The following is a 20,832-nucleotide window of genomic DNA, read 5'->3' as shown; positions in this document are numbered from 1 at the left end:
TACAATCAACGGCACCATAGTCCCGCTCTCCACCATCGGAACTGAGCCGTCTGCGGTTTTGCGACGATACGCCAACATTTTTACGTGCAGCCCTAACCCGAGCGCGGTCTTCTTCCGAAATAAGGCCGGCGCCCTGAAGCTCGCCGCCGCCTGCCGAGGGCTGGCAGGACAAATTCAAGTCATTGACGTTGCAACTGGCACGCTCGAACTGTCGTCAACCCCTTTCCCGGGAGCAGGCGGCGGCGCGGGCGGGGTTGTCCACGAGCCATTGACAGACGCGGTTTTTGCCTTTGGTACTTCGGCGACGGTCAAGAGCGTGAGCCTTTCAGGGAAGGTTACTGACGCCTACGGCGCCGCGCCAGGTGCAACTAACGTTTCGTTTGCTCGGGCCGTCGATTCGAAAGGCAGGATTTGGAGCGGCAACTATCCAACGGGCAACGCCACTCGTTTCGATCCAGCCACGGGCGGGACCATCCATACGCCCCGTGTGCACGGAGACGCACAATACGTCCGAAGCTTGGCCATTGACGCCGACGATTACGTTTATGCAGGGACCGGCGCGCTGAACCCTCGAATCGTAGCCTGGCATACGGACAGTCCAGCCCAGTTGCGAGAGATCACGCTTCCGGATGCAGCGACCGAAGGATTCGTCTACAACATTGCGACCCATTCCGGCATGCTCTTTGTGTACTACCTAGGAGCACTCGGCAAGGAGCTTTTTAGGGTGTACGACGTGGCCGCCGCGACCTGGAAGTCGCCTCCTTGGACCTGGATCCCAGTGAAGCGCAGCTCAGCGGCTTTGCCGGCCGGTGGTGACCTCTACGCTGTGCGGTACGCGGCCGGCATCCATGAACTCATGGGAATCAATCCCAGCACGTTGGCGGCCGCGCCCGTTTGCACGATTCCTGGCGCGCCGAGCGCTCTGAGCGTCGAAATGTCGAACGGGCTCACGCTCGTGAACATTGCTTGTGGCTCTGGTCAGCAGCGCGAGTTCGTCCAAATCTCTGCTGCCGGGAAAAATGTCATCCAAGCTGTGAAACTTGACATTGCAGACACGCCCCTGAAGGTGCAGTCACTTGCAGCGTCGTTGTCCGGAGTCACCATGTATTTCGGAGGCTACATGGGGGACGGGATCGGATCAGTGGACCTGGTCTCGCGGGAACAATGGCGTTCTGCCGCCGATACAGGCATTGCCCAAATCGAGGGCATGTTCCAGTACGACGAAACAACCGTTTATGTTGGGTCCTACGGTGCCGGGCGGCTCTTTCGCTTTAATCCGCAGACGAGGAGCATCACCAAGATCATTGAACTCCGGCAGAGATATCTGCAATCCCGGCCCTTCGCCTGGACACGCGCTGCAGGCAAGGTGGTCGCGGGCACTGTTGCGGAGTACGGGTACAACAACGGCGCGCTGGCCATAATCAACCCCCTGAACGATGCAGATATCACCGTGATCAGTGGCCCGATCCCCGGGCAATCCGTCCTCGGCCTTGCCGGGGAAGGCGACATTGTCTACGGCACCACGGGCGTCAAGGGCGGCTATGGATCAGTCAATGACAGTAAGCCGGCACATGTCTTTGCCTGGAACGTCAGGGAAAGCCGCCTCGTGTGGAAGCGGTCATTGCCCGGGGAAGTCGAGATCAACAGCCCGCTCATTGTTCGGGGCGTCCTGTATGTGAGCACCATTAACGGTGTCATCAGAATCGACAAAGCTAACGGAGCGCCGGTATCCACGTACAAGCTGTTCAACCGGAGCGCGGCTGCAGGCTACCGAACCAGCAGTATCTGCTACCTCCCCCAGGCGAATTCAATCGTGCATCTCGCCGGCGGTACGGCGACTGTCTTGGACCCCGTTGGTAGAACCAGAAAAGAAATTCTCCGGGGCGCGTACACGGATATGGTGGTCACGAGTCGAAACCGGCTGTACTTCGCCGAAAACAACACAAATATCGTGGAAGTCGATTCGTCCCTGAAGCCGACTATTAGATCGGTAGCAGACCTCGTGACCGTCGGGTCCGATGGCTGGCTTCACGTGGCGCGGTCGCTTGGATCGGGTAAGTTCGCATGGCCCATCCGCGCCGATTCCGCGTTTGGTACAGACATCCGTTCCTGCCACGCGGTTGATTGGAACAAGGACGGCACACTGGACATCCTGGCCACCCGCGCTGACGGCAGGCTCCAACTCTTTAGGGGCCTTCGCGGGGGTGGCTTCAGTGCCCCGGTGACGCTAGGCGCGAGTGGTTGGCACAACAGAAGGATCGCGGTCGGAGCGTGGGGGTCACAGCTTACCGTAGTGTCGGCCGACAGAATCAGCGGGCAATTGCTTTCCTGGCCGAGTCTGTCGTCCGGCGCACTGGGCCAGCCAAAGGTAATTGGCTGGGGCTGGAGCAAGAAACCAATGGTGATGCTGATGCCGTCCAGGACCACTGCATCCGCATTGATAGTAAACGATGGAGGGTCTCTGTACCGCTATGCAAGGACTTCCAGCGGTGGAATATCTTCATCACCGGTTCGCCTCAGTACAGGCGGGTACTCTGGCATGACAGCCTTTTCGCCGGTTGTCGGCCACAAACCCGATCACAACGGAATTGTCGGAATAGATGCTGCCGGCGCCGTCGCATATACCGACGTGGCGGGCGGTACCGTGGGACGGCCCATCAGGTACGCCTTTCTGATGAAGGGCCACAAGCTGGCCAGTAGCTAAGGGGCGCCATCGACAGCATTCGGGCCCCTAAAGCAGTGCTGCGGCGTCCCGGACCTTGATCATGGTGCGCAGGTTGCGGGTGGTGGTGGACGCCTTGTACTTGGGTTTCGAGGACAGCTTGCTGAACGGGCTGTCCAGGGTTCCGCCGGTCGGCGCCAGCCAGGCCAGGGCTTCCGGGCCGAGCCGGGTCAGCTCAGTGCCGTCCAAAGCAGAGCCGGCCGAATACAGCTCAGCCAGCACTCCCGCGTCCGAGCCGAGGGTGAGGTAGGTGTGGGTGGAGGCGTCGTCCGCGGGGTAGGGGCACGCCGCCACGAGTTCACTCACCCGGTCCGCGCCCAGAACCACCACCCAGGCGTCGTAGCCGAAGGCCTCCCGCAGGCACGCTTCGAATTGCTCCTTGACCCCGGCGGGCGACAGCTTGCTCGCAAGCACAACGTTGCCGCTGGCCAGGAGCGTCTTCACGCCATTAAACGGACGGGACTTCAGGGCTTCCTTCAGGTCGGCCATCCTGATGGTGATGCCGCCGACATTGACTCCGCGCAGGAACACCGCATAGCTGCTCATGCGGACAGCCTATGCCGTCAGTCGTTGGTTTTGCGCAGCGCCTCGGTCAGTACGCGGGCCGCGTTGCAGACCACTTCGGCGTGCAGCCGGCCGGGCTGGCGGGTCAGGCGTTCGATGGGGCCGGAGATCGATACGGCAGCGATCACCCGGCCGGACGGGCCGCGCACAGGTGCCGAGACGGAGGCGACTCCCGGCTCGCGTTCGCCGAGGCTCTGGCCCCAGCCCCGGCGTCGTACTCCGGCCAGGACGGTGGGGGTGAAGCGGGCGGCCTGCAGGCCTTCCAGGAGGCGGTCGTGGTCCTCCCACGCGAGCAGCACCTGGGCGGCAGAGCCGGCCTTCATGGACAACTGGGTGCCGACGGGAATGGTGTCGCGCAGGCCGATGGGCCGTTCGGCGGAGGCCACGCAGACGCGCCAGTCGCCCTGCCGGCGGAAGATCTGGGCGCTTTCGCCGGTGGCGTCGCGGAGCTGCATCAGAACAGGGCCCGCGGAGGCGATGAGGCGGTCCTCGCCGGCGGCGGAGGCGAGCTCCACGAGACGACTGCCCAGAACAAAGCGGCCCTGGATGTCGCGGCTGACCAGCCGGTGATGGACCAGCGCCAGTGCCAGCCGGTGCACGGTGGGCCTCGCCAGTCCCGTGGCTGCTACAAGCTGCGCCAGGGTGGTAGGCCCGGCCTCAAGTGCGTCAAGCACATGGGCCGCTTTATCGATGACACCGACTCCACTAGAATTGTCCATGTAATGATATTGCCGTCTCATTATCTGAGATGCAAGTCAACGCGCTGGCGTATTACGCGGGAGTGCTGATTCAGTGGAGACAGCAAGCTGGCAAGTACGTAGACCGCAGTGAAGGGAGCAGGCCGTGGCAAAGACACTGGCCGAGAAAGTCTGGGACGCGCACGTGGTGCGCAAGGGCGACGGCGAAGGAGCCAACGCCCAGCCCGACCTTCTCTTTATCGACCTCCACCTGGTGCACGAAGTGACGTCGCCGCAGGCCTTTGAGGGCCTCCGCCTTGCCGGGCGCCCGCTGCGCCGGCCCGACCTCACCATCGCCACCGAGGACCACAACACTCCCACGCTGGACATCGACAAGCCAATTGCCGATCTCACCAGCCGCACGCAGATCCAGACCCTGCGCAACAACTGCCAGGAATTCGGCGTCCGCCTGCACTCTTTGGGCGACGCCGAGCAGGGCATCGTCCACGTCGTCGGCCCGCAGCTCGGCCTCACCCAGCCCGGCATGACTGTGGTCTGCGGCGACTCGCACACCTCCACCCATGGGGCGTTCGGCGCCCTGGCGATGGGCATCGGCACGTCCGAGGTGGAGCACGTGATGGCCACCCAGACGCTGTCCCTGAAGCCGTTCAAGACCATGGCCATCAACGTCGAGGGCACCCTGCGCCCCGGCGTGTCCGCCAAGGACATCATCCTGGCCGTCATCGCCAAGATCGGCACCGGCGGGGGACAGGGCTACATTCTGGAGTACCGCGGCTCCGCCATCCGGGCGCTGTCCATGGAAGCCCGGATGACCATCTGCAACATGTCCATCGAAGCCGGCGCCCGCGCCGGCCTCGTCGCCCCGGACCAGACCACCTACGACTACATGTTCGGCCGCCCGCACGCTCCGCAGGGCGCCGAGTGGGACGCCGCCGTCGAGTACTGGAACACGCTGCGCTCCGAGGATGACGCAACGTTCGACGTCGAGGTGGACCTTGATGCCGACACCCTGGAACCGTTCGTAACATGGGGGACCAACCCCGGCCAGGGGGTGTCCCTGTCCGCCAAGGTGCCGTCTCCCGAGGACTTCGGCGACGAGAACGCCAAGGCCGCGGCGGAGCGTGCGCTGCAGTACATGGGCCTGGAGGCCGGCACCCCGATGAAGGACATCCGGGTGGACACCGTCTTCCTGGGGTCCTGCACCAACTCCCGGATGGAAGACCTCCGCGCCGCGGCGGACATCATCCGCGGCCGCACCAAGGACCCCAACATCCGAATGCTCGTGGTCCCGGGATCCGCCCGCGTCCGCCTCGAAGCCGAGGCCGAGGGCCTGGACAAGGTCTTCAAGGACTTCGGCGCCGAGTGGCGCTTCGCCGGCTGCTCCATGTGCCTGGGCATGAACCCGGACCAGCTGGAACCGGGGGAGCGCTGCGCCTCCACCTCGAACCGCAACTTCGAGGGCCGCCAGGGCAAGGGCGGCCGCACCCATCTGGTCTCCCCGGTGGTGGCAGCGGCGACGGCGGTTCGCGGCACCCTGAGTTCTCCCTCGGACCTGGACCCCGCTCCGGAATCCGCTGCGCTCAGCACCGACGCCGCGTAGCGTCCCACAGTCCCTGATCCGCACAGCACTCGATCCACCCAGCACCGAAGGATCCGCCATGGAAAAGTTCACCACCCACACCGGCGTCGGCGTCCCGTTGCGCCAGAGCAACGTCGACACGGACCAGATCATCCCGGCCGTCTACCTTAAGCGCATCACCCGCACCGGCTTCGAGGATGCCTTGTTCGCGGCCTGGCGCAAGGACCCCGCGTTCATCCTGAACCAGGAACCGTTCAATGCCGGCTCCGTACTGGTGGCCGGCCCGGACTTCGGCACCGGGTCCTCCCGTGAGCACGCCGTCTGGGCGCTCAAGGACTACGGCTTCAAGACCGTCCTGTCCTCGCGCTTCGCGGACATCTTCCGCGGCAACTCCGGAAAGCAGGGACTGCTCGCCGCCGAGCTGGCCCAGGATGACATCGAACTCATCTGGAAGGAACTGGAGAACGCCCCCGGCACCGCGGTCACCGTGGACCTCGTCTCCAAGACCGTCCAGTGCGGCAACATCGTGGCGCCGTTCGAAATCGACGACTACACGCGCTGGCGCCTCCTGGAGGGCCTGGACGACATCGGCCTGACCCTCCAGCATGAGGAAGACATCACCGCGTTCGAGGCCACCCGGCCCAGCTTCAAGCCGAAGACACTGCCGGCCAAACTGTCCTGACCGGCACGGATTACCCGCAACGCGGGATCAATAACGGCCTCCAGCGCGGCCGAACCGGCTAGGAATGTGCGGGCAGGATCCTGCCGACGGGGCCCGATAGCGCCGATCCGGAAGTCCAGGCTGATTTCAGGGCATAGACCTTCACTGTCAGGGTCTGGAATGCCAGATCTGCAGAGGTCACCTTGTAGCTGGAACCGGTGGCGCCAGCAATCGGAATCGAGCGATCGCGGAGCCACTGATACCGGTAGGTGACGCCCTGCTGCGACCATGTTCCAGGGGTTGCCTTGAGGACCGAACCCACGACGGGTGCGCCGCTGAGCGATGGCAAGGTCCGGTTGAGCACTGTAGTGGATGACGGGGCGACGGACGAACCTCCCAGAATCAACTTGGTCAATGAAGTGAAGAGGGGTTTGGTTCCCGTGACCCGGACTGCGACCCGCTGGCCGCGATCCGCTTCCGTGAGCTTGTACGACCTTGCCGTGGCGCCCGCAATGACAGCGCCGTTACGGAGCCACCGGTATGTGTGCGATGTGCCGGCGGTCCAAGTGCCGGGAGCCACCGTCAGGACGGACCCCACCCGCCGGAGGCCGGATACGGTCGGGGTGCCGGGGGTCAGGGCGTACCCCTGGACCGGCGTTTCAGCCGTAAACGTTTCGGCGGCATCCTGGTAGTGGTCTGCCTCGCCGTACGACTCGAGTCCTATTGTCTTGCCGACATCGGCGTCGGTGAGCTTGTACGTCGCCGTGGTGGCACCCGGGACGGGCGTGCCGTTGCGCAACCATTGATACGTGATGAGTGTCCACCGCAGGTTATTAGGCCGCGCGACCGCCGTGAGGGTGGATCCGACCTGCATGGTGCCGGTTATCTGGGGGAGGTAGTAGTAAGGGGCGTCATTCAGTTCCCACGCCGGGCCCCACCAGCAATCCTGCTCCCCGGTGACTGGGTCGGTGCCCCCACAAAATAGATCCATGGGTGGCTCCTTGGCCCCGGTCGCGCTGGCCGAAATGCCAGCCGCAAGAACGCAGGTTAAGAGCATACGGAGCGTTTTGCGCGTGGCTGAAGACGACTTCAAGATTCCCCCAAGGATGATTCAATAACAGTGTGGCTGACTGTATCAGCGGCCAGGTCTTGGGGCGGGAAACGGGTAGTGTCTCTGTTAAGGTTCATACAATGCACAAGAACCTCATGATCTACGGAAGTTGTGTCTCGCGTGATGCCTTCCCGCTTCTGGAACCCGATTTTAAGCTGCTGAGCTATGTGGCGCGGCAATCGATGATCAGCGCAATGTCCAAGCCAACGGACCTGCTGCAGGGCGACGCGTTGGGCTCGGCCTTCCAGAACCGCTCGCTGGCCGGGGATATCCGGTCCAATCTTCTGCAGCTCATTCGACGGTACGCAAGCGACATTGACGTTCTGGCAATTGATCTGACCGACGAGCGGCTCGGTGTGGTCCGGCTCCCGGACGGCACTTACATCACCCGGTCGCATGAACTGGTCAGCTCCGGGCGCCTCAAGGCAGTGCACGGGAGGACTCAGGATATCGGAATCATGACCGAGCGGCACTGGACGTTGTGGGAGGCCGCAGCAACCCGCCTGTTTGGCGCACTGTCGCAAATGGGCTTGCGGGAAAAGACGATCATCCTGAATACTCCATGGGCAGAAAAGACTCCATCGGGTGATCCCGCACCGCCCTTCCGAAACTTCGATACGGCGGAAGTCAATGCCTACCTCAGCGAAGGGTGCGCCCTCATGCGAAGCCTCGGATTCAAGGTTGTGGACTTACCGGCGGACTCCCGCTACGCAGCCGCCGAGCACAAGTGGGGGGCCGCGCCATACCACTTCGGCGATTCAGCCATGGATTGGATCGCGGACCAGATTCGAGAAACCGCGGCGGCCGCTGCTTAGGCTGTTGTGAGGGCCCTGCGATGGGGTTCCCAGGAACCCCGTATTTCAGATCGGTAACGCAAGCTCCTATGCTTAGCAAGTGCCTTTGTAAGGATTTGGGGGCGAGTAGTCGTGAGGAAACCGGTATATGAGTAGTGTTCTGACAATCCGCGGAGGCGTCCCGCTAACTGGCCGCGTCACCGTGCGTGGGGCCAAGAATCTTGTCCCCAAGGCCATGGTGGCTGCCCTGCTGGGCAACGAGCCGTCCGTGCTGCGCAACGTCCCCGAAATCAAGGACGTCGAGGTTGTCACCAGCCTGCTCCAGCTCCACGGGGTCACCGTCGAGAAGGACCCCATCACGGGGGACCTCACCCTCGATCCGACCAACGCCAAGACGGCCTCCCACACGGCCATCGACGCGCACGCCGGCGACTCCCGCATCCCGATCCTGCTGTGCGGTCCCTTGATCCACGCGATCGGCGAGGCCTTCATCCCCGACCTGGGCGGCTGTAAAATCGGCGACCGCCCCATCGACTACCACCTGAACGTGCTGCGCCAGTTCGGCGCCGTGGTGGAGAAGCGTCCCGGCGGCATCCACATCTCCGCGCCCGGCGGCCTCAAGGGCGCCAAGATATCGCTGCCGTACCCGTCGGTCGGCGCCACCGAGCAGGTCCTGCTGAGCGCCACGCGAGCCGAGGGCATCACTGAGCTCTCCGGCGCGGCCACCGAACCGGAGATCGTCGACCTCATCGCGGTGTTGCAGAAAATGGGCGCCATCATCAGCGTCCAGACGGACCGCACCATCCGCATCGAGGGTGTCCCGGACCTCGGCGGCTACAACCACCGCGCCCTCTCGGACCGCAACGAGTCGGCGTCCTGGGCCTCCGCGGCGCTGGTCACCCGCGGCGACATCTTCGTCGAGGGCGCCACCCAGCGCGACATGATGACCTTCCTTAACACCTACCGCAAGGTGGGCGGCGGAATGGACATCGGCGACGACGGCATCCGCTTTTATCACAAGGGCGGCAAGCTCAACCCGCTGGTCCTCGAGACGGACGTGCACCCCGGGTTCATGACCGACTGGCAGCAGCCGCTGATCGTTGCCCTGACGCAGGCCGAGGGCGTGTCGATTGTCCACGAAACCGTGTACGAAAACCGGTTCGGCTTCACGGATGCCCTCATCCGGATGGGCGCCAACATCCAGGTGCACCGCGAATGCCTGGGCAGCGTCCCGTGCCGTTTCGGCCAGCGCAACTTCCTGCATTCAGCCGTGATTTCCGGCCCCGCCCAGCTGACCGGCACGGACATCGACGTTCCGGATCTGCGCGGCGGTTTCAGCCACCTGATCGCGGCACTGGCCGCCAGCGGCACGTCACGGGTCACCGGAATCGACATCATCAACCGCGGCTACGAGCGCTTTACGGAGAAGCTCGCCGGCCTGGGCGCCGATTTCGACATCACCTCGGCCGAGTAGCGGGGACCCGGTGAAGGAATCGGCCAAGAGCCACACCACGTTCGTCGTCGTTGCCGGGATCGTCCGGCCGATCATGAACCTCCTGATGCGCAAGCAATGGATGGGCCTGGAGAAGCTGCCTGCCGGTGGCTTCATCGCAGCACCCAACCACTGCACCGAAATCGATCCCCTGGTGGTGGGGCACATGCTCTACAACCAGAAGCGGATGCCGCGCTTCCTGGCTAAGGCGGGACTCTTCAAGGTGCCAGTGCTGGGCTTCGTGCTCCGCGCCACCAAGCAGGTCCCGGTGGAACGCTCGACGTCGGGAGCCAACCGCTCGTTGCAGATCGCCAAGGAAGTGGTGGACGAGGGCGGCGCCATCATCATCTACCCCGAGGGCACACTGACCCGGGACCCTGAGCTGTGGCCGATGAAGGGCCACACCGGTGCCGCGCGCATGGCGCTTGAAGGCGGGATCCCCGTGGTGCCGATTGCGCACTGGGGTGCCCACGAGGTCCTTCCGCGCTATGCCAAGCGGATGTATATCTTCCCGCGGAAGACTTCGCGCCTGGTGGTGGGCGACCCGGTGGATCTGAGCGCGTTCGCCGGACGTCCGCTGGACAAGGCCACCCTCACTGAGGCAACCAACGTGATCATGGAGGCCATCACCGAGCTCCTGGCGACCCTCCGCGGCGGACAGCCTCCGCTGGTCCGCTGGGACCCCACGGCCCACAACCAGTCCACGCACGGCCGCTTCATCGAACAGGGCGGCAAAGCCGGGGGAACCGCAAGCGGCACGCCCGACGCCGGAACGTCCGACGCGGGGACGGCTACCGGCGCGGACGGAGCCAAATGACGGCGGACTTCGGCGGGACAGGCACCGCCACTACGGTGGCCGTCCTCGGGGCAGGGTCCTGGGGGACCACCTTCGCAAAGATCCTGGCTGACGCCGCCACGGCCTCCGGCGTCGAGCGCGACATCCGGCTCTGGGGCCGGCGCGGCGAAGTTGTTGACCAGGTCAACCTGAAGCACCGCAACGAGCAGTACCTCAAGGACATCGCACTTCCGCCGAGCATCACCGCGTCCACCGACGTCGCGGAAGTGCTCGCGGGCGCCCAGCTGGTGGTCCTGGCCGTTCCGGCCCAGACCCTGAGGCCGCAACTGCGGGCATGGAAGAATCTGGTGGAACCGGGAGCCCTGGTGGTTTCCCTGATGAAGGGCCTCGAGCTGCACTCCGACGCCCGGATGAGCGAAGTCATCTCCGAGGAACTCGGCGTCCCCGCCAGCCGGATCGCCGTGGTCTCCGGACCCAACCTGGCCATGGAAATCGCCCGGGAGGAGCCCACTGCGTCCGTGGTGGCCTGCTCTGACCCGATTGCTGCCGGCTGGATCGCGCGCAGCTGCACCGCTCCCTACTTCCGCCCGTACACCACGGGCGACGTCGTCGGCGTCGAGATCGGCGGGATCGTCAAGAACATCATCGCGCTGGCCGTTGGCATCTGCGAGGGCAAACGGATGGGCGACAACACCAAGGCGTCGGTCATCACGCGCGGCCTCGCGGAAACCTCGCGGCTCTCGCTCGCCCTGGGCGGCGAAGTGCAGACGATGGCCGGCCTGGCCGGCCTCGGCGACCTCGTGGCGACGTGTTCCTCGCCGCTGTCCCGGAACCACACGGCCGGACGGCTGCTGGGCAAGGGCCTCACCCTGGACGAGGTGACGGCCGAAATGACGCAGACCGCCGAGGGGATCAAGTCCGCGCAGGCTGTCCATGAGCTGGCCGGCAAGCTTGGTGTCGAGATGCCCATCACCGCGGCGGTGGTCGCCGTGCTGACCGGAAAGCTGTCCGTCGACGAACTGGGACCGCTGCTGCTGTCCCGGGACCTGAAACCCGAAGGCGATTACTGAGCGTGACTGAACAAAACGTGAACCCAGAAGGCCAGGCTTCCCGGCCCCGCGTGGCAGTACTGTTCGGCGGCCGTTCCAGCGAACACGCGGTCAGCTGCGTGACGGCGGCCGGGGTCCTCGGCGCCATCGACCAGACGAAGTACGAGGTCATCCCGATCGGGATCGCCAAGACCGGCCAGTGGGTGCTGGCGTCGGGCGACACCCACGACTGGTCGCTCTCGGCCTCGTCCCTGCCCGAGGTTGCTGCCTCGGCCAAGACCGTGGCGCTGACCGAAATCGGTGGCGCACACCAGCTGATCGTGGCAGCCCCGAACGAGGTTCCGCAAGAACTCGGCGCCGTGGACGTTGTGTTCCCGCTGCTGCACGGCCCGTTCGGCGAGGACGGCACCATCCAGGGCTTCCTGGAGCTGTCCGACACCCGCTACGTAGGCGCTGGCGTCCTGGCCTCCGCTGTCGGCATGGACAAGCACTTCATGAAGGTGGTGTTTGAATCCGCCGGACTCCGGGTGGGCCCGTACATCGCCGTCACGGACCGGCAGTGGCGCAACGATCCCGAGACCGTCCGTAAGCGCGTGGACCAGCTCGGCTTCCCGGTCTTCGTCAAGCCCGCACGCGCCGGCTCGTCCATGGGCATCTCCAAGGTGGACTCCCTCGAAGGCCTCGACGCCGCGATCGAGGCCGCCCGCGAACATGATCCCAAGCTTGTTATCGAGGCCGGCATCGTGGGCCGTGAAATTGAATGCGCCGTACTGGAGGGCCGGGGGACCGACGCTCCCCGCACGTCCATGCCCGGCGAAATTTCCGTGGCCGGCGGCGGGCACGAGTTTTACGACTTCAACGCCAAATACGTGGACGACGCCGCGGCCCTCAGCTGCCCGGCCGACCTCCCGGACGAGGCCATCGCCCGGGTCCGCGAGCTGGCCGCCGTCGCGTTCGACGCCGTTGGCGCCGAGGGCCTGAGCCGGGTGGACTTCTTCTACACGCCCGAGGGCGAACTCATCATCAACGAGATCAACACCATGCCCGGGTTTACGCCGAAGAGCATGTACCCGCAGATGTGGAAGGCCTCCGGCCTGGGCTACGCCGAGCTGATCGACGAGCTGATCCACCTGGCGCTGCACCGCAGAACCGGCCTGCGGTAGGTCCTACTGGCTGGGCGGCAGGTTCTGCAGGTCCGCCTGGCCCACGCAGTTCCGCTCCGCAGGGACCTTTGCGGCCGCGGCGGCGAGGTCTGCGAGGACGGTGGCGGAGCTGATCTTGTCCGGGTCCATGAGGATCTCCGTGGCGGGTTCGCGTCCAAAGGTGGTCAGGGTCCACACCGGGTTGCCTTCCTTGATGACCCAGTCGACGCCGTTCACGCTGACGCAGCGGTCCGTCGTCGGCCCCGGAACGTTCACGCCGCAGCGCAGGATGACCAGGGACGGATCGCCCCAAGCCGCGGTAGCTTGGCTGTTGGTCTTGCGCAGCTTGGCGTCGCCGATCGCATCCGGGAGCGCCACCATCATGGGGGCACAGGCTGCGTTCGCCGCGTCCTTGGCGGGAGTGACGTCCACCACTGGAGAGCAGGCGCTGAGGAGGACCCCTGCCGTCGCCGCCGTGGCCAGAATGCGGAGCGGACGTGCGGAAGCCGGGAGACGGAAGAGCTGCATTGATTAAGCCTATCCCTGCCAAACATCCGCTGCTGCCAGCCCGGCCGCCCCGGGCAGCAAGTTGATTATCCGGCACCGTGCCGTCGAGTACACTTGGGTCGAACCGTGCAACTCTGGGGCGCTGCCGACAACGACGTTAGGTCTGGCCACAACCGCGCACATTGAATTCAATCTCGGACGTGGGGGAGGGCCTGTCGATGACGTCGCGCAGCCAGAAAATTAGATCAGCACGCGCTGGCGCGTGCGCACTCCTGCTTGCTCTCTGCGTGGGCGCAGCGGCCCCGGCGGCATACGCCGACGATGCCGCACTTACGGATCCGTTCACGGTCATTTCGCCTCCCGCGCCGGTTGAGCCCGCGCCGGTCGATCCCGCCCCTGTTGAGCCCGCACCGGTTGAGCCGGCGCCGGTGGAGCCCGCTCCCGTGGAGCCTGCCCCCGTCCAGCCTCCTGTTGTCCTGCCACCGGTGATCACCCCGGCTCCGGTTGTGACCCCGCCGGCGGCCTTCACGCCTCCGCCTGCTTTCGTGGCGCCCGGGGCTCCCCTTCCCGCTCGACAGGTTCCCGGTGTCGTGGTTGCGCCGCGGCCGGGCTCCCTGCCTGCCGTACAGCCGCCGGCAGAGCTTCCCTCCCAGGAAGCAAGTGCTACCGCAACGGCGACGCCCTCAGCTTCGCCGACGCCGAAACCCGCACGAACAACAGAACCTGCTGTAGCGGCCGCTCCGGCCGAGCCTCCGGTGATCGTCACGGCCGAAATCCAGGCGGCCGTGGCCACCGCCACCGGCAGCCCCCTGTCGATTCAGATCATCACAGTTCTTATTTTGCTGGGGCTCGGCTTTGCCTACTTCCGGTTTCTTGGCGGAAAGAGCCGCGGCCTGGCCGCCAGGGCAGGAAAGTAATTGATCGTGGTGCAAGAAGCAGTAGTTTGCCCGGCCCTGACCGGCCAGCCGGCGCCCGGTGGGCTGCGGTCTGCAGTATCCCTATGATCCAGCTTTTGACCAATGCGCGGCTCGCCGCGCATACCGTGCTGCAGCACCTGACGGACGATCCCATGGTGCTGTCCCTCCAGTTGTCCCGGCGTCTGCCTGCGTCAATCGTCCACCCGGCGGCACGGCTGGTGTGCGCAATCTCCCCGAAGAACTCCCTGTCCGTTCCGGTCTTGCTCGCCTCACTCACACTGGGTGACGAGGGCGACGTCACCCGGCGGCTCGGACTCGGCGCTGACCGTAAGGTCGCGGGCGTGCACGCAAGAAGACTCGCCGACATCGCAACCGTCGCGAATCTACCGGCGCTTTCGGATGCGCTGCTGGCCGGTGCGCAAGATTCACGGGGTTATCAGGCTGCACAAGCGCGGAGGCTCTGGCATGACGGCGCCATGACCGCCGCCGTGGCTGCCCTCGAAGGCTCCGGTGCGTCCGGACGGCGCCTGCAGGCCCGTTTGGCGGGCGAATTGGCGGTATTCCAAGGGACTGCGCCAGCACTGGCTCGGCGAGACTACACGCCGGTTCGCAACAGAGTTCTTCATTTGCTGACCAATTCCCTGCCCCACACGGCCAGCGGCTACGCCCAGCGGTCCCACTCGACCATGGCGGCACAGCAGCAGGAGGGCTGGGACGTCCTTGCGGTCACAAGGCTCGGCTATCCCGTGCAGGTGGGAAAGCTGCGCGCCCGCTCCAGCGACGTGGTGGACGGCGTGCGCTACCGGCGGCTCCTCCCCACTCACCTGGCCGCGACGCTGGACGCGCGTCTCCAGCAACAGGCCGAGGAACTGCTGAGCGTGGCGTTGGAGTTCAGGCCGAGCGTTCTTCATACCACCACACACTTCGTCAACGGCATGGTGGTCCGGGCCGTGGCAGAGGCACTGGACATCCCCTGGGTGTACGAAGTTCGTGGTCAGTTGGCGGACACCTGGGCATCCACCCGTGTTCCGGCGGCCCGCGACAGCGAAAAGTACCGGCTGTTCCAGCAACGCGAGGCCGAGGTCATGGCCGCGGCCGACCTGGTGGTGACACTCGGGGAGGCAATGAAGGCCGCCATCGTCGCCGCCGGAATCCCTACTGAGAAGATCCTGGTGACGCCAAACGCCGTTGGGGGGCGCTTCCTACTGGAGCCGTTGGAACCCTCCGTGGCCCGGCGTGACCTTGGTCTCGCCGAAGACGGGCAGTACATCGGAACTGTGAGCAGCTTGGTAGCCTATGAAGGCATCGATGACCTCATAGCAGCCTTCACGGAGTTGGCCGGCCGCCACCCAGACCTGCGGCTGCTCATCGTGGGAGACGGAGTGTCGCTCCCGGCGTTGCGGGAACAGGCCAAGCACTGTGGCTTTGGGGACCGTGTCATCTTCACAGGGCGCGTTTCGAAGGACGAAGCATTCCGCTACCATCAGGCGCTGGACATCTTTGTTGTTCCGCGTAAAGACTTCGAAGTCACCCGTTCGGTGACGCCGCTGAAACCGGTAGAAGCCCTAGCCACCTCTCGACCAGTCCTGGCAAGCAGGCTTCCTGCGCTCCAGGAAATCGTGAGGGACGGCACCAACGGGCTATTGGCTGACGCAGGCGACCCGCACGATGTGGCAAAAAAACTGGAAAGGTTGCTCGGTTCTCAGGAGCTTAGAAACCGCTTAGGACAGGCAGGAAGGCACGAAGTGCTGAAAAACCGCACATGGCAGGCGAATGCCGTGGCCCTCGATGCTGCCTACGGGCAATTGGTGGAGGCTCTTAGTTGAGCACGGATACTCCGACGGCCCCTGTGGGGCCACAACCTACCGCTGTGGCAACGTCCGTCAACCTGCGTGATCTGCGCCGTGTCGGTGCCCGACCGCCCTTCCTCGATTACCTCGTCTCGCTTTGGGACTACCGGCATTTCATCTATTACGACGCGCAGGCCCGTGTTCAAACCGGCAATGAGCAGGACCGGCTGGGACGTGCGTGGCTTGTACTGGGCCCGCTGCTGAACGGGCTGATGTTCTACCTGATCATGGGCGTACTGTTGAAGTCCGGCGGCGGAATTGAAAATTTCGTGGCGTTTCTGATCATCGGAGTTTTCCTGTTTCAGATGTCGACACGCTCCATTTCGACCTCGTCCAGGATCATCTCCGCAAATAAGAATGTCATTCATGCGTTTCAATTTCCCCGCGCCAGTCTGGTTGTGGCGGCTAACGTCCGGGAGTTGCTGTCTAATATTCCGGTCCTGATCACGATGCTCATCCTCGTGATACTCCTCCCGCCGGCCGAGGAGATATCGTGGCGATGGCTCATGCTCATTCCCATTGTGGCGCTTCAGTTTGTCTTTAACTTGGGGATCGGGCTGTTTCTCGCCCGGCTGGTGGCAATGTTCAATGACGTTAGCCAACTCATCACTTACGCCCTGCGACTTTGGATGTATGCGTCTTGCCTGTTCTTCTCCATTGACCGTTTCGACTCAATGCCTGCCGTTAAGTCACTGATGGAATACAACCCCCTTTACAACGTATTGCATTTGGCCCGTGAGTGTCTTCTGTACGGGAGTATCGGCACGTGGGAGCCCTGGACTATCCTCACGCTTTGGGCCGTAGCTGCCCTTGCCATGGGAACGGTCTTCTTCTGGAAAGGGGAGGAAACCTATGGGCGAGAACTCTGATCTGAACTTCATCCAGGGCACTCCGGCGGTGGTCATCGACAAGGTCAGCATGACTTACTGGACCAAGAGCCGCAGCCGGGACGTGTCGTCCTCCAGTACGATGCCGTGGACGCGGCTTAAGGACATGGGCAACCGCACCAAAACGGTGGAGGTGGAGGCGCTCAAGGAGTTGTCCCTCGTTGTGGAGCACGGTGAGTCGGTAGGAATCATCGGCAGGAACGGGTCCGGGAAGAGCACGCTGCTGAAACTCGTTGGCGGTCAGGTTCCCCCCACGTCGGGCGCTGTCTATGCGACGTCTACTCCGGTGATGCTCGGCGTCAATGCGGCGTTGCTTCCTGGCCTGTCAGGCGACCAGAACATCGTTCTTGGGTGCCTCGCCATGGGGATGACGCACCAGCAGATAGAAGAGAAATACGACGAGATCGTTGAATTGTCAGGCCTTGGCGAGGCAATAACCATGCCGATGAAGTCGTATTCAGCGGGAATGGGGTCGAGACTCCGGTTCGCAATTGCCGCCAGCATCGACCCGGAAATCCTCATCATTGACGAAGCACTGAATACTGGCGACGCACAGTTCAAAGACAAAACACGCAAGCGCATGTTGGAGCTGCTTGGCCAAGCCGGAACCGTCTTCTTGGTGAGCCACAGCATGCCGACGATCGCCGACCTCTGCAACAGAGCCATCTGGATCGACCAGGGAGAGTTGGTCTCCGACGGGGAGCCGGCCGAGGTCATCAAGTGGTATCGGATGTTTACGCAAAAGCTTGCGGCCGGAGACCGGTTCGGCGCCATGAAGCTCCGCAGGCGCATGATCCACGATCTGGAAGTAGCCGACGTAACCGACCGCAACTCCGCTAGGCGGTCAAAGGCGTGAAGGCGGATATCCGTTCGCTGCGGAAACTCCTTTGGCATTTCAGATCTGGTGGCCCGCAGCAGGTGCGTACATGGCTCGCAAGAGAAGCATTTGAGGCGGGTCACCGGAAGCTTGACACCGTCCGGGGCGCCGAAGGCGTCTGGGTTGGGCGCGGCAAGAACAGACGCCTTAAATTCCGGTCATCGACCATACCTTCGTCCCGCTCCGGGTCCGTGGCGGCGGTGCGGGCTGCTGTGGTGCTCGACGACTTTTCGGCGCTGGCCTTCGGTACGGAATGGGAGTGCACCCCGTTGTCGCCACGCTCGTGGCTGGAGCAGTTGTCGGATAGCCCCTTTGATCTCCTGCTCGTAGAGTCAGCCTGGAACGGGAACAAGGGGCAATGGGCCGGGAAGATCGTCGGCAAGGAACATGCAGAGTCATCACCATTGGCCCAGTTGACGGCGTGGTGCCGCGAACAGGGGATTCCGTCTGTCTTTTGGAACAAGGAGGATCCGCCCCACTACGATGACTTTCTCGCGGCGGCCAAGCTGTTTGACTTCGTGTTCACGAGCGACGCAAACAAGATCGTGGATTACTTCCATGACCTCGGTCATGACCGCGTGGCAGTGCTGCCGTTCGCTGCCCAGCCGCTGATTCATAATCCGGTCCGCCCGAAGTATGGTTGGCACGACCGTGATGTGGCCTTTGGCGGTATGTACTTCACCGAGAAATACCCTGAGCGCCGGGAGCAACTGGATCTGCTGCTCGCAGCGGCCGAATCTGCGTCGGACGCCATGGGGACGGGCCTCGAGATCTTTTCGCGGCAAATGGGCGGCGAACCGAAGTACCAGTTTCCGCAGCCCTTCGCTGAACGAGTGGTGGGTTCCCTTGACTACCCGGAGATGCTCACCGCTTACAAGGCTTACAAGACATTCCTGAACGTAAATTCTGTCGTGGATTCCCCATCCATGTGCTCACGGCGAATATTCGAGATCATCGCCAGCGGGTCCACCGTAGTGACCACACCCAGTGCTGCGATCGGGACTCATTTCAACCCTGATGAGATCTTCACGGTTGCCACAGAGAAGGAAGCCGAGCACCTCCTGCGAGCATTGCACCGGAACCCGGAACTGGGCGAGCGCCAACTCCACCGCGGCCAGCGGAGGATCTGGCAGGACCACACCTACCGGGTGAGGAGTCAGCAAATACTGGCCGCCGTCGCTCCAGGGCTGTCCCTGCAGGAGCGGCGCCCGACGGTGTCGATCCTGGTTTCGACGATTCGGCCCTGGCAGCTGGAGTATATCTTCCAGACGGTCGGAAGCCAGCGCGACGTCGACGCGGAGTTGGTGCTGCTGACCCACGGTTTCACAGCGGACGGCGCAAGGGTCCGTCTCCTGAAGGAGCAGTTCGGCGTTCCAGCTGTGACATTACTTACAGCGGAGGCCCACGTTTCCCTGGGGGAGTGCTTGAATATGTGCGTATCAGCGGCGGCCGGGCAAGTCCTGACAAAGATGGACGATGACGACTTTTACGCCGCCGATTACCTCAGCGACCAACTTTTCGCTTTGGACTATTCAGGCGCGGAGGTGGTGGGTAAACAGGCCCACTACATGTATCTCGCGGACCGGAACGCAACACTGCTTCGCTTTCCCGAGTGGGAGCACCGGTATACTCGGACGGTCATGGGCCCCACAATCATGGGATCCGCGGAAGTCTTCCGCAGCAGCCCTTTTGCCGCCATCGGCAGCGGAGAAGATACACGCTTTCTTCGTGACGTCGTTGCTGGCGGAGCCGCGGTCTACGCGTCCGACAGGTTCAACTACTGTCAACAACGTGCCTCCGCAGGCCACACCTGGCGGATTAGCGACGCGGAGTTGCTGGCCAGCGGTGTATTGAAATTTTTTGGAAATTACAGAGATCAAGTCTCTGTCTGAGTGGGGGTTCTCCTTGAATACCATTGAAACAGTAGCTGTCATCGGTTTGGGCTACATCGGCCTGCCCACCGCGGCGATTCTTGCCGGCAACGGCATCCACGTCATCGGCGTGGACGTTAATCCGGGCACCGTCGAATCGGTCAACCGCGGGGAAGTTCCCTTCGTCGAACCAGACCTCGCATCGTACGTAGCAGGCGCCGTGAGTCAGCATAAGCTCAGCGCATCCACCGAGACGCCCTCCGCCCAGGCGTACATCGTTGCCGTCCCCACGCCCTTTAACGCCGACCACACAGCTGACGTCACCTATATCAAGGCGGCAGCGCGGGGCATCGCACCCCGGCTTGTGGGTGGAGAGCTCGTCATTCTGGAGTCCACGTCACCTCCTGGAACCACGCAGCTCCTGGGCGACTACCTCGTCAGCCTACGACCTGACCTGAGTCTCGACGGAGCAGGCGGAAAGCCCTCCATCCACGTGGCCCACTGCCCCGAGCGTGTGCTGCCCGGCCGCATCATGATTGAGCTTGTTACCAATGACCGCATTGTCGGAGGCTTGACTCCGGAGGCAGCCCAGCTCGCCAAAGCACTGTACGCCGTCTTCTGCCAGGGCGAGATCCTCGTTACCGACGCAGCCACGGCGGAAATGGCCAAGCTCGTGGAGAACTCTTACCGGGACGTCAATATTGCCTTCGCGAACGAGCTTTCGGTGATCAGCGACAAGCTGGGCATCAACGTCTGGGAACTCATCAAACTGGCGAACCACCACCCCCGCGTCAACATTTTGCAGCCGGGTCCCGGCGTGGGCGGCCACTGCATTGCCGTCGATCCCTGGTTTATCGTGGCCGCTGCCCCGGAGGAAGCGCAGCTAATCCGGCAGGCTCGCGAGACCAACGACTCGAAACCCGACTGGGTGGTGAAGAAAGTGCAGGAGGCTGTCGGGGAGACCGTATCGCCGAAGATCGCTGTTTTGGGGCTCGCCTTCAAGGCGAACATTGATGACCTCCGCGAGTCACCCGCCGTTGCCATCGTGGAAAAGCTCAGTGCCAAGCTGGACGGCGCAGAACTCCTCGTAGTGGAACCGCATGTGGACGTTCTCCCGCGTCAGCTCAACAGTCTTTCCAATGTTTCGCTGCACGATCTGGACCTGGCCGTTGCCGGTGCGGACGCCGTCTTGCTCCTGGTCGACCACGACGATTTCAAGGAGATGGACCTCAGCGCCGTGGCTGGCAAACCGCTGATCGACACCCGCGGTATTTGGCAGTAGGAAGCGCGTCCAGACAGGGACAGGCGGGGTAGG

At 63.6% G+C, this 20,832-nt stretch carries 18 protein-coding genes; 14 read left to right on the top strand and 4 right to left on the bottom strand.

Translation table 11 applies throughout. The features are described 5' to 3' along the window. Positions 1–58: 58 nt before the first annotated feature. Complete coding sequence (locus AC6EUH_RS07420) at positions 59–2,704, top strand: FG-GAP-like repeat-containing protein (RefSeq protein WP_499738245.1); 2,646 nt, start codon at positions 59–61, stop codon at positions 2,702–2,704. Positions 2,705–2,731: 27 nt separating this feature from the next. On the opposite strand, the gene AC6EUH_RS07415 is transcribed toward AC6EUH_RS07420, so the two are convergent. After that, entirely contained in the window at positions 2,732–3,268 is a 537-nt protein-coding gene (locus AC6EUH_RS07415) for a DUF1697 domain-containing protein (RefSeq protein WP_499738244.1), read from the bottom strand. Between the two features lie 17 nt (positions 3,269–3,285). Continuing rightward, on the bottom strand, positions 3,286–4,005 hold the full coding sequence (locus AC6EUH_RS07410; protein WP_056426387.1) for an IclR family transcriptional regulator: 720 nt from the start codon (positions 4,003–4,005) through the stop codon (positions 3,286–3,288). A 124-nt stretch (positions 4,006–4,129) separates the two neighbouring features. On the opposite strand from AC6EUH_RS07410, the gene leuC reads away from it, so the two are divergent. Together leuC and leuD are read left to right on the top strand one after the other, a co-directional pair. Further along, positions 4,130–5,584 (top strand): 3-isopropylmalate dehydratase large subunit, encoded by a 1,455-nt coding sequence (leuC, locus tag AC6EUH_RS07405; protein ID WP_499738243.1) that lies wholly within the window; start codon positions 4,130–4,132, stop codon positions 5,582–5,584. A gap of 58 nt (positions 5,585–5,642) precedes the next feature. Continuing rightward, entirely contained in the window at positions 5,643–6,245 is a 603-nt protein-coding gene (leuD, locus tag AC6EUH_RS07400) for a 3-isopropylmalate dehydratase small subunit (protein ID WP_499738242.1), read from the top strand. A 58-nt stretch (positions 6,246–6,303) separates the two neighbouring features. On the opposite strand, the gene AC6EUH_RS07395 is transcribed toward leuD, so the two are convergent. Then, positions 6,304–7,215, bottom strand: coding sequence for a hypothetical protein (locus AC6EUH_RS07395; RefSeq protein ID WP_499738241.1), 912 nt, complete (start codon positions 7,213–7,215; stop codon positions 6,304–6,306). Between the two features lie 200 nt (positions 7,216–7,415). Between AC6EUH_RS07395 and AC6EUH_RS07390 the strand changes: the two genes are divergently transcribed. The 5 genes from AC6EUH_RS07390 to AC6EUH_RS07370 all read left to right on the top strand — a co-directional run bounded on the left by AC6EUH_RS07390 (position 7,416) and on the right by AC6EUH_RS07370 (position 12,629). After that, on the top strand, positions 7,416–8,150 hold the full coding sequence (locus AC6EUH_RS07390; RefSeq protein WP_499738240.1) for a DUF6270 domain-containing protein: 735 nt from the start codon (positions 7,416–7,418) through the stop codon (positions 8,148–8,150). A gap of 127 nt (positions 8,151–8,277) precedes the next feature. After that, complete coding sequence (murA, locus tag AC6EUH_RS07385) at positions 8,278–9,603, top strand: UDP-N-acetylglucosamine 1-carboxyvinyltransferase (RefSeq protein ID WP_056426400.1); 1,326 nt, start codon at positions 8,278–8,280, stop codon at positions 9,601–9,603. A 10-nt stretch (positions 9,604–9,613) separates the two neighbouring features. Then, entirely contained in the window at positions 9,614–10,438 is an 825-nt protein-coding gene (locus AC6EUH_RS07380) for a lysophospholipid acyltransferase family protein (RefSeq protein WP_499738239.1), read from the top strand. Beyond that, on the top strand, positions 10,435–11,487 hold the full coding sequence (locus AC6EUH_RS07375) for an NAD(P)H-dependent glycerol-3-phosphate dehydrogenase (protein WP_499738238.1): 1,053 nt from the start codon (positions 10,435–10,437) through the stop codon (positions 11,485–11,487). The genes AC6EUH_RS07380 and AC6EUH_RS07375 overlap by 4 nt, the downstream gene beginning before the upstream one ends. Continuing rightward, complete coding sequence (locus tag AC6EUH_RS07370) at positions 11,484–12,629, top strand: D-alanine--D-alanine ligase family protein (RefSeq protein WP_499738317.1); 1,146 nt, start codon at positions 11,484–11,486, stop codon at positions 12,627–12,629. The genes AC6EUH_RS07375 and AC6EUH_RS07370 overlap by 4 nt, the downstream gene beginning before the upstream one ends. Before the next feature lie 3 nt (positions 12,630–12,632). Here the strand turns inward: AC6EUH_RS07370 and AC6EUH_RS07365 are convergent, their stop codons facing one another. After that, positions 12,633–13,136, bottom strand: coding sequence for a DUF3515 family protein (locus AC6EUH_RS07365; RefSeq protein WP_499738237.1), 504 nt, complete (start codon positions 13,134–13,136; stop codon positions 12,633–12,635). 734 nt (positions 13,137–13,870) lie between these two features. On the opposite strand from AC6EUH_RS07365, the gene AC6EUH_RS07360 reads away from it, so the two are divergent. From AC6EUH_RS07360 to wecC, 6 genes are all read left to right on the top strand, one after another. Continuing rightward, positions 13,871–14,032: a hypothetical protein gene (locus AC6EUH_RS07360; protein WP_156367487.1), complete on the top strand. Its 162-nt coding sequence runs from the start codon at positions 13,871–13,873 to the stop codon at positions 14,030–14,032. Between the two features lie 83 nt (positions 14,033–14,115). Beyond that, positions 14,116–15,858: a glycosyltransferase family 4 protein gene (locus AC6EUH_RS07355; RefSeq protein WP_499738236.1), complete on the top strand. Its 1,743-nt coding sequence runs from the start codon at positions 14,116–14,118 to the stop codon at positions 15,856–15,858. A 44-nt stretch (positions 15,859–15,902) separates the two neighbouring features. After that, positions 15,903–16,751: an ABC transporter permease gene (locus tag AC6EUH_RS07350; protein WP_499738235.1), complete on the top strand. Its 849-nt coding sequence runs from the start codon at positions 15,903–15,905 to the stop codon at positions 16,749–16,751. Beyond that, positions 16,735–17,625, top strand: a complete 891-nt coding sequence (locus AC6EUH_RS07345; protein WP_499738234.1) for an ABC transporter ATP-binding protein — start codon at positions 16,735–16,737, stop codon at positions 17,623–17,625. Before AC6EUH_RS07350 ends, AC6EUH_RS07345 begins: the two co-directional genes overlap by 17 nt. Further along, a complete protein-coding gene (locus AC6EUH_RS07340; protein WP_499738233.1) occupies positions 17,622–19,538 on the top strand; it encodes a CgeB family protein in 1,917 nt (638 codons plus the stop codon). The genes AC6EUH_RS07345 and AC6EUH_RS07340 overlap by 4 nt, the downstream gene beginning before the upstream one ends. Positions 19,539–19,551: 13 nt before the next feature. Next, positions 19,552–20,799 carry a UDP-N-acetyl-D-mannosamine dehydrogenase gene (gene wecC / locus AC6EUH_RS07335; RefSeq protein WP_499738232.1) on the top strand — a complete coding sequence of 416 codons (1,248 nt, stop codon included), beginning with the start codon at positions 19,552–19,554 and terminating at the stop codon, positions 20,797–20,799. Positions 20,800–20,832 lie beyond the last annotated feature (33 nt).

The sequence above is a fragment of the Arthrobacter sp. 001422645 genome (assembly GCF_059816125.1).
The sequence above is the reverse complement of the archived record's forward strand: the minus strand, read 5'-3'. Positions and strand labels throughout refer to the sequence as shown.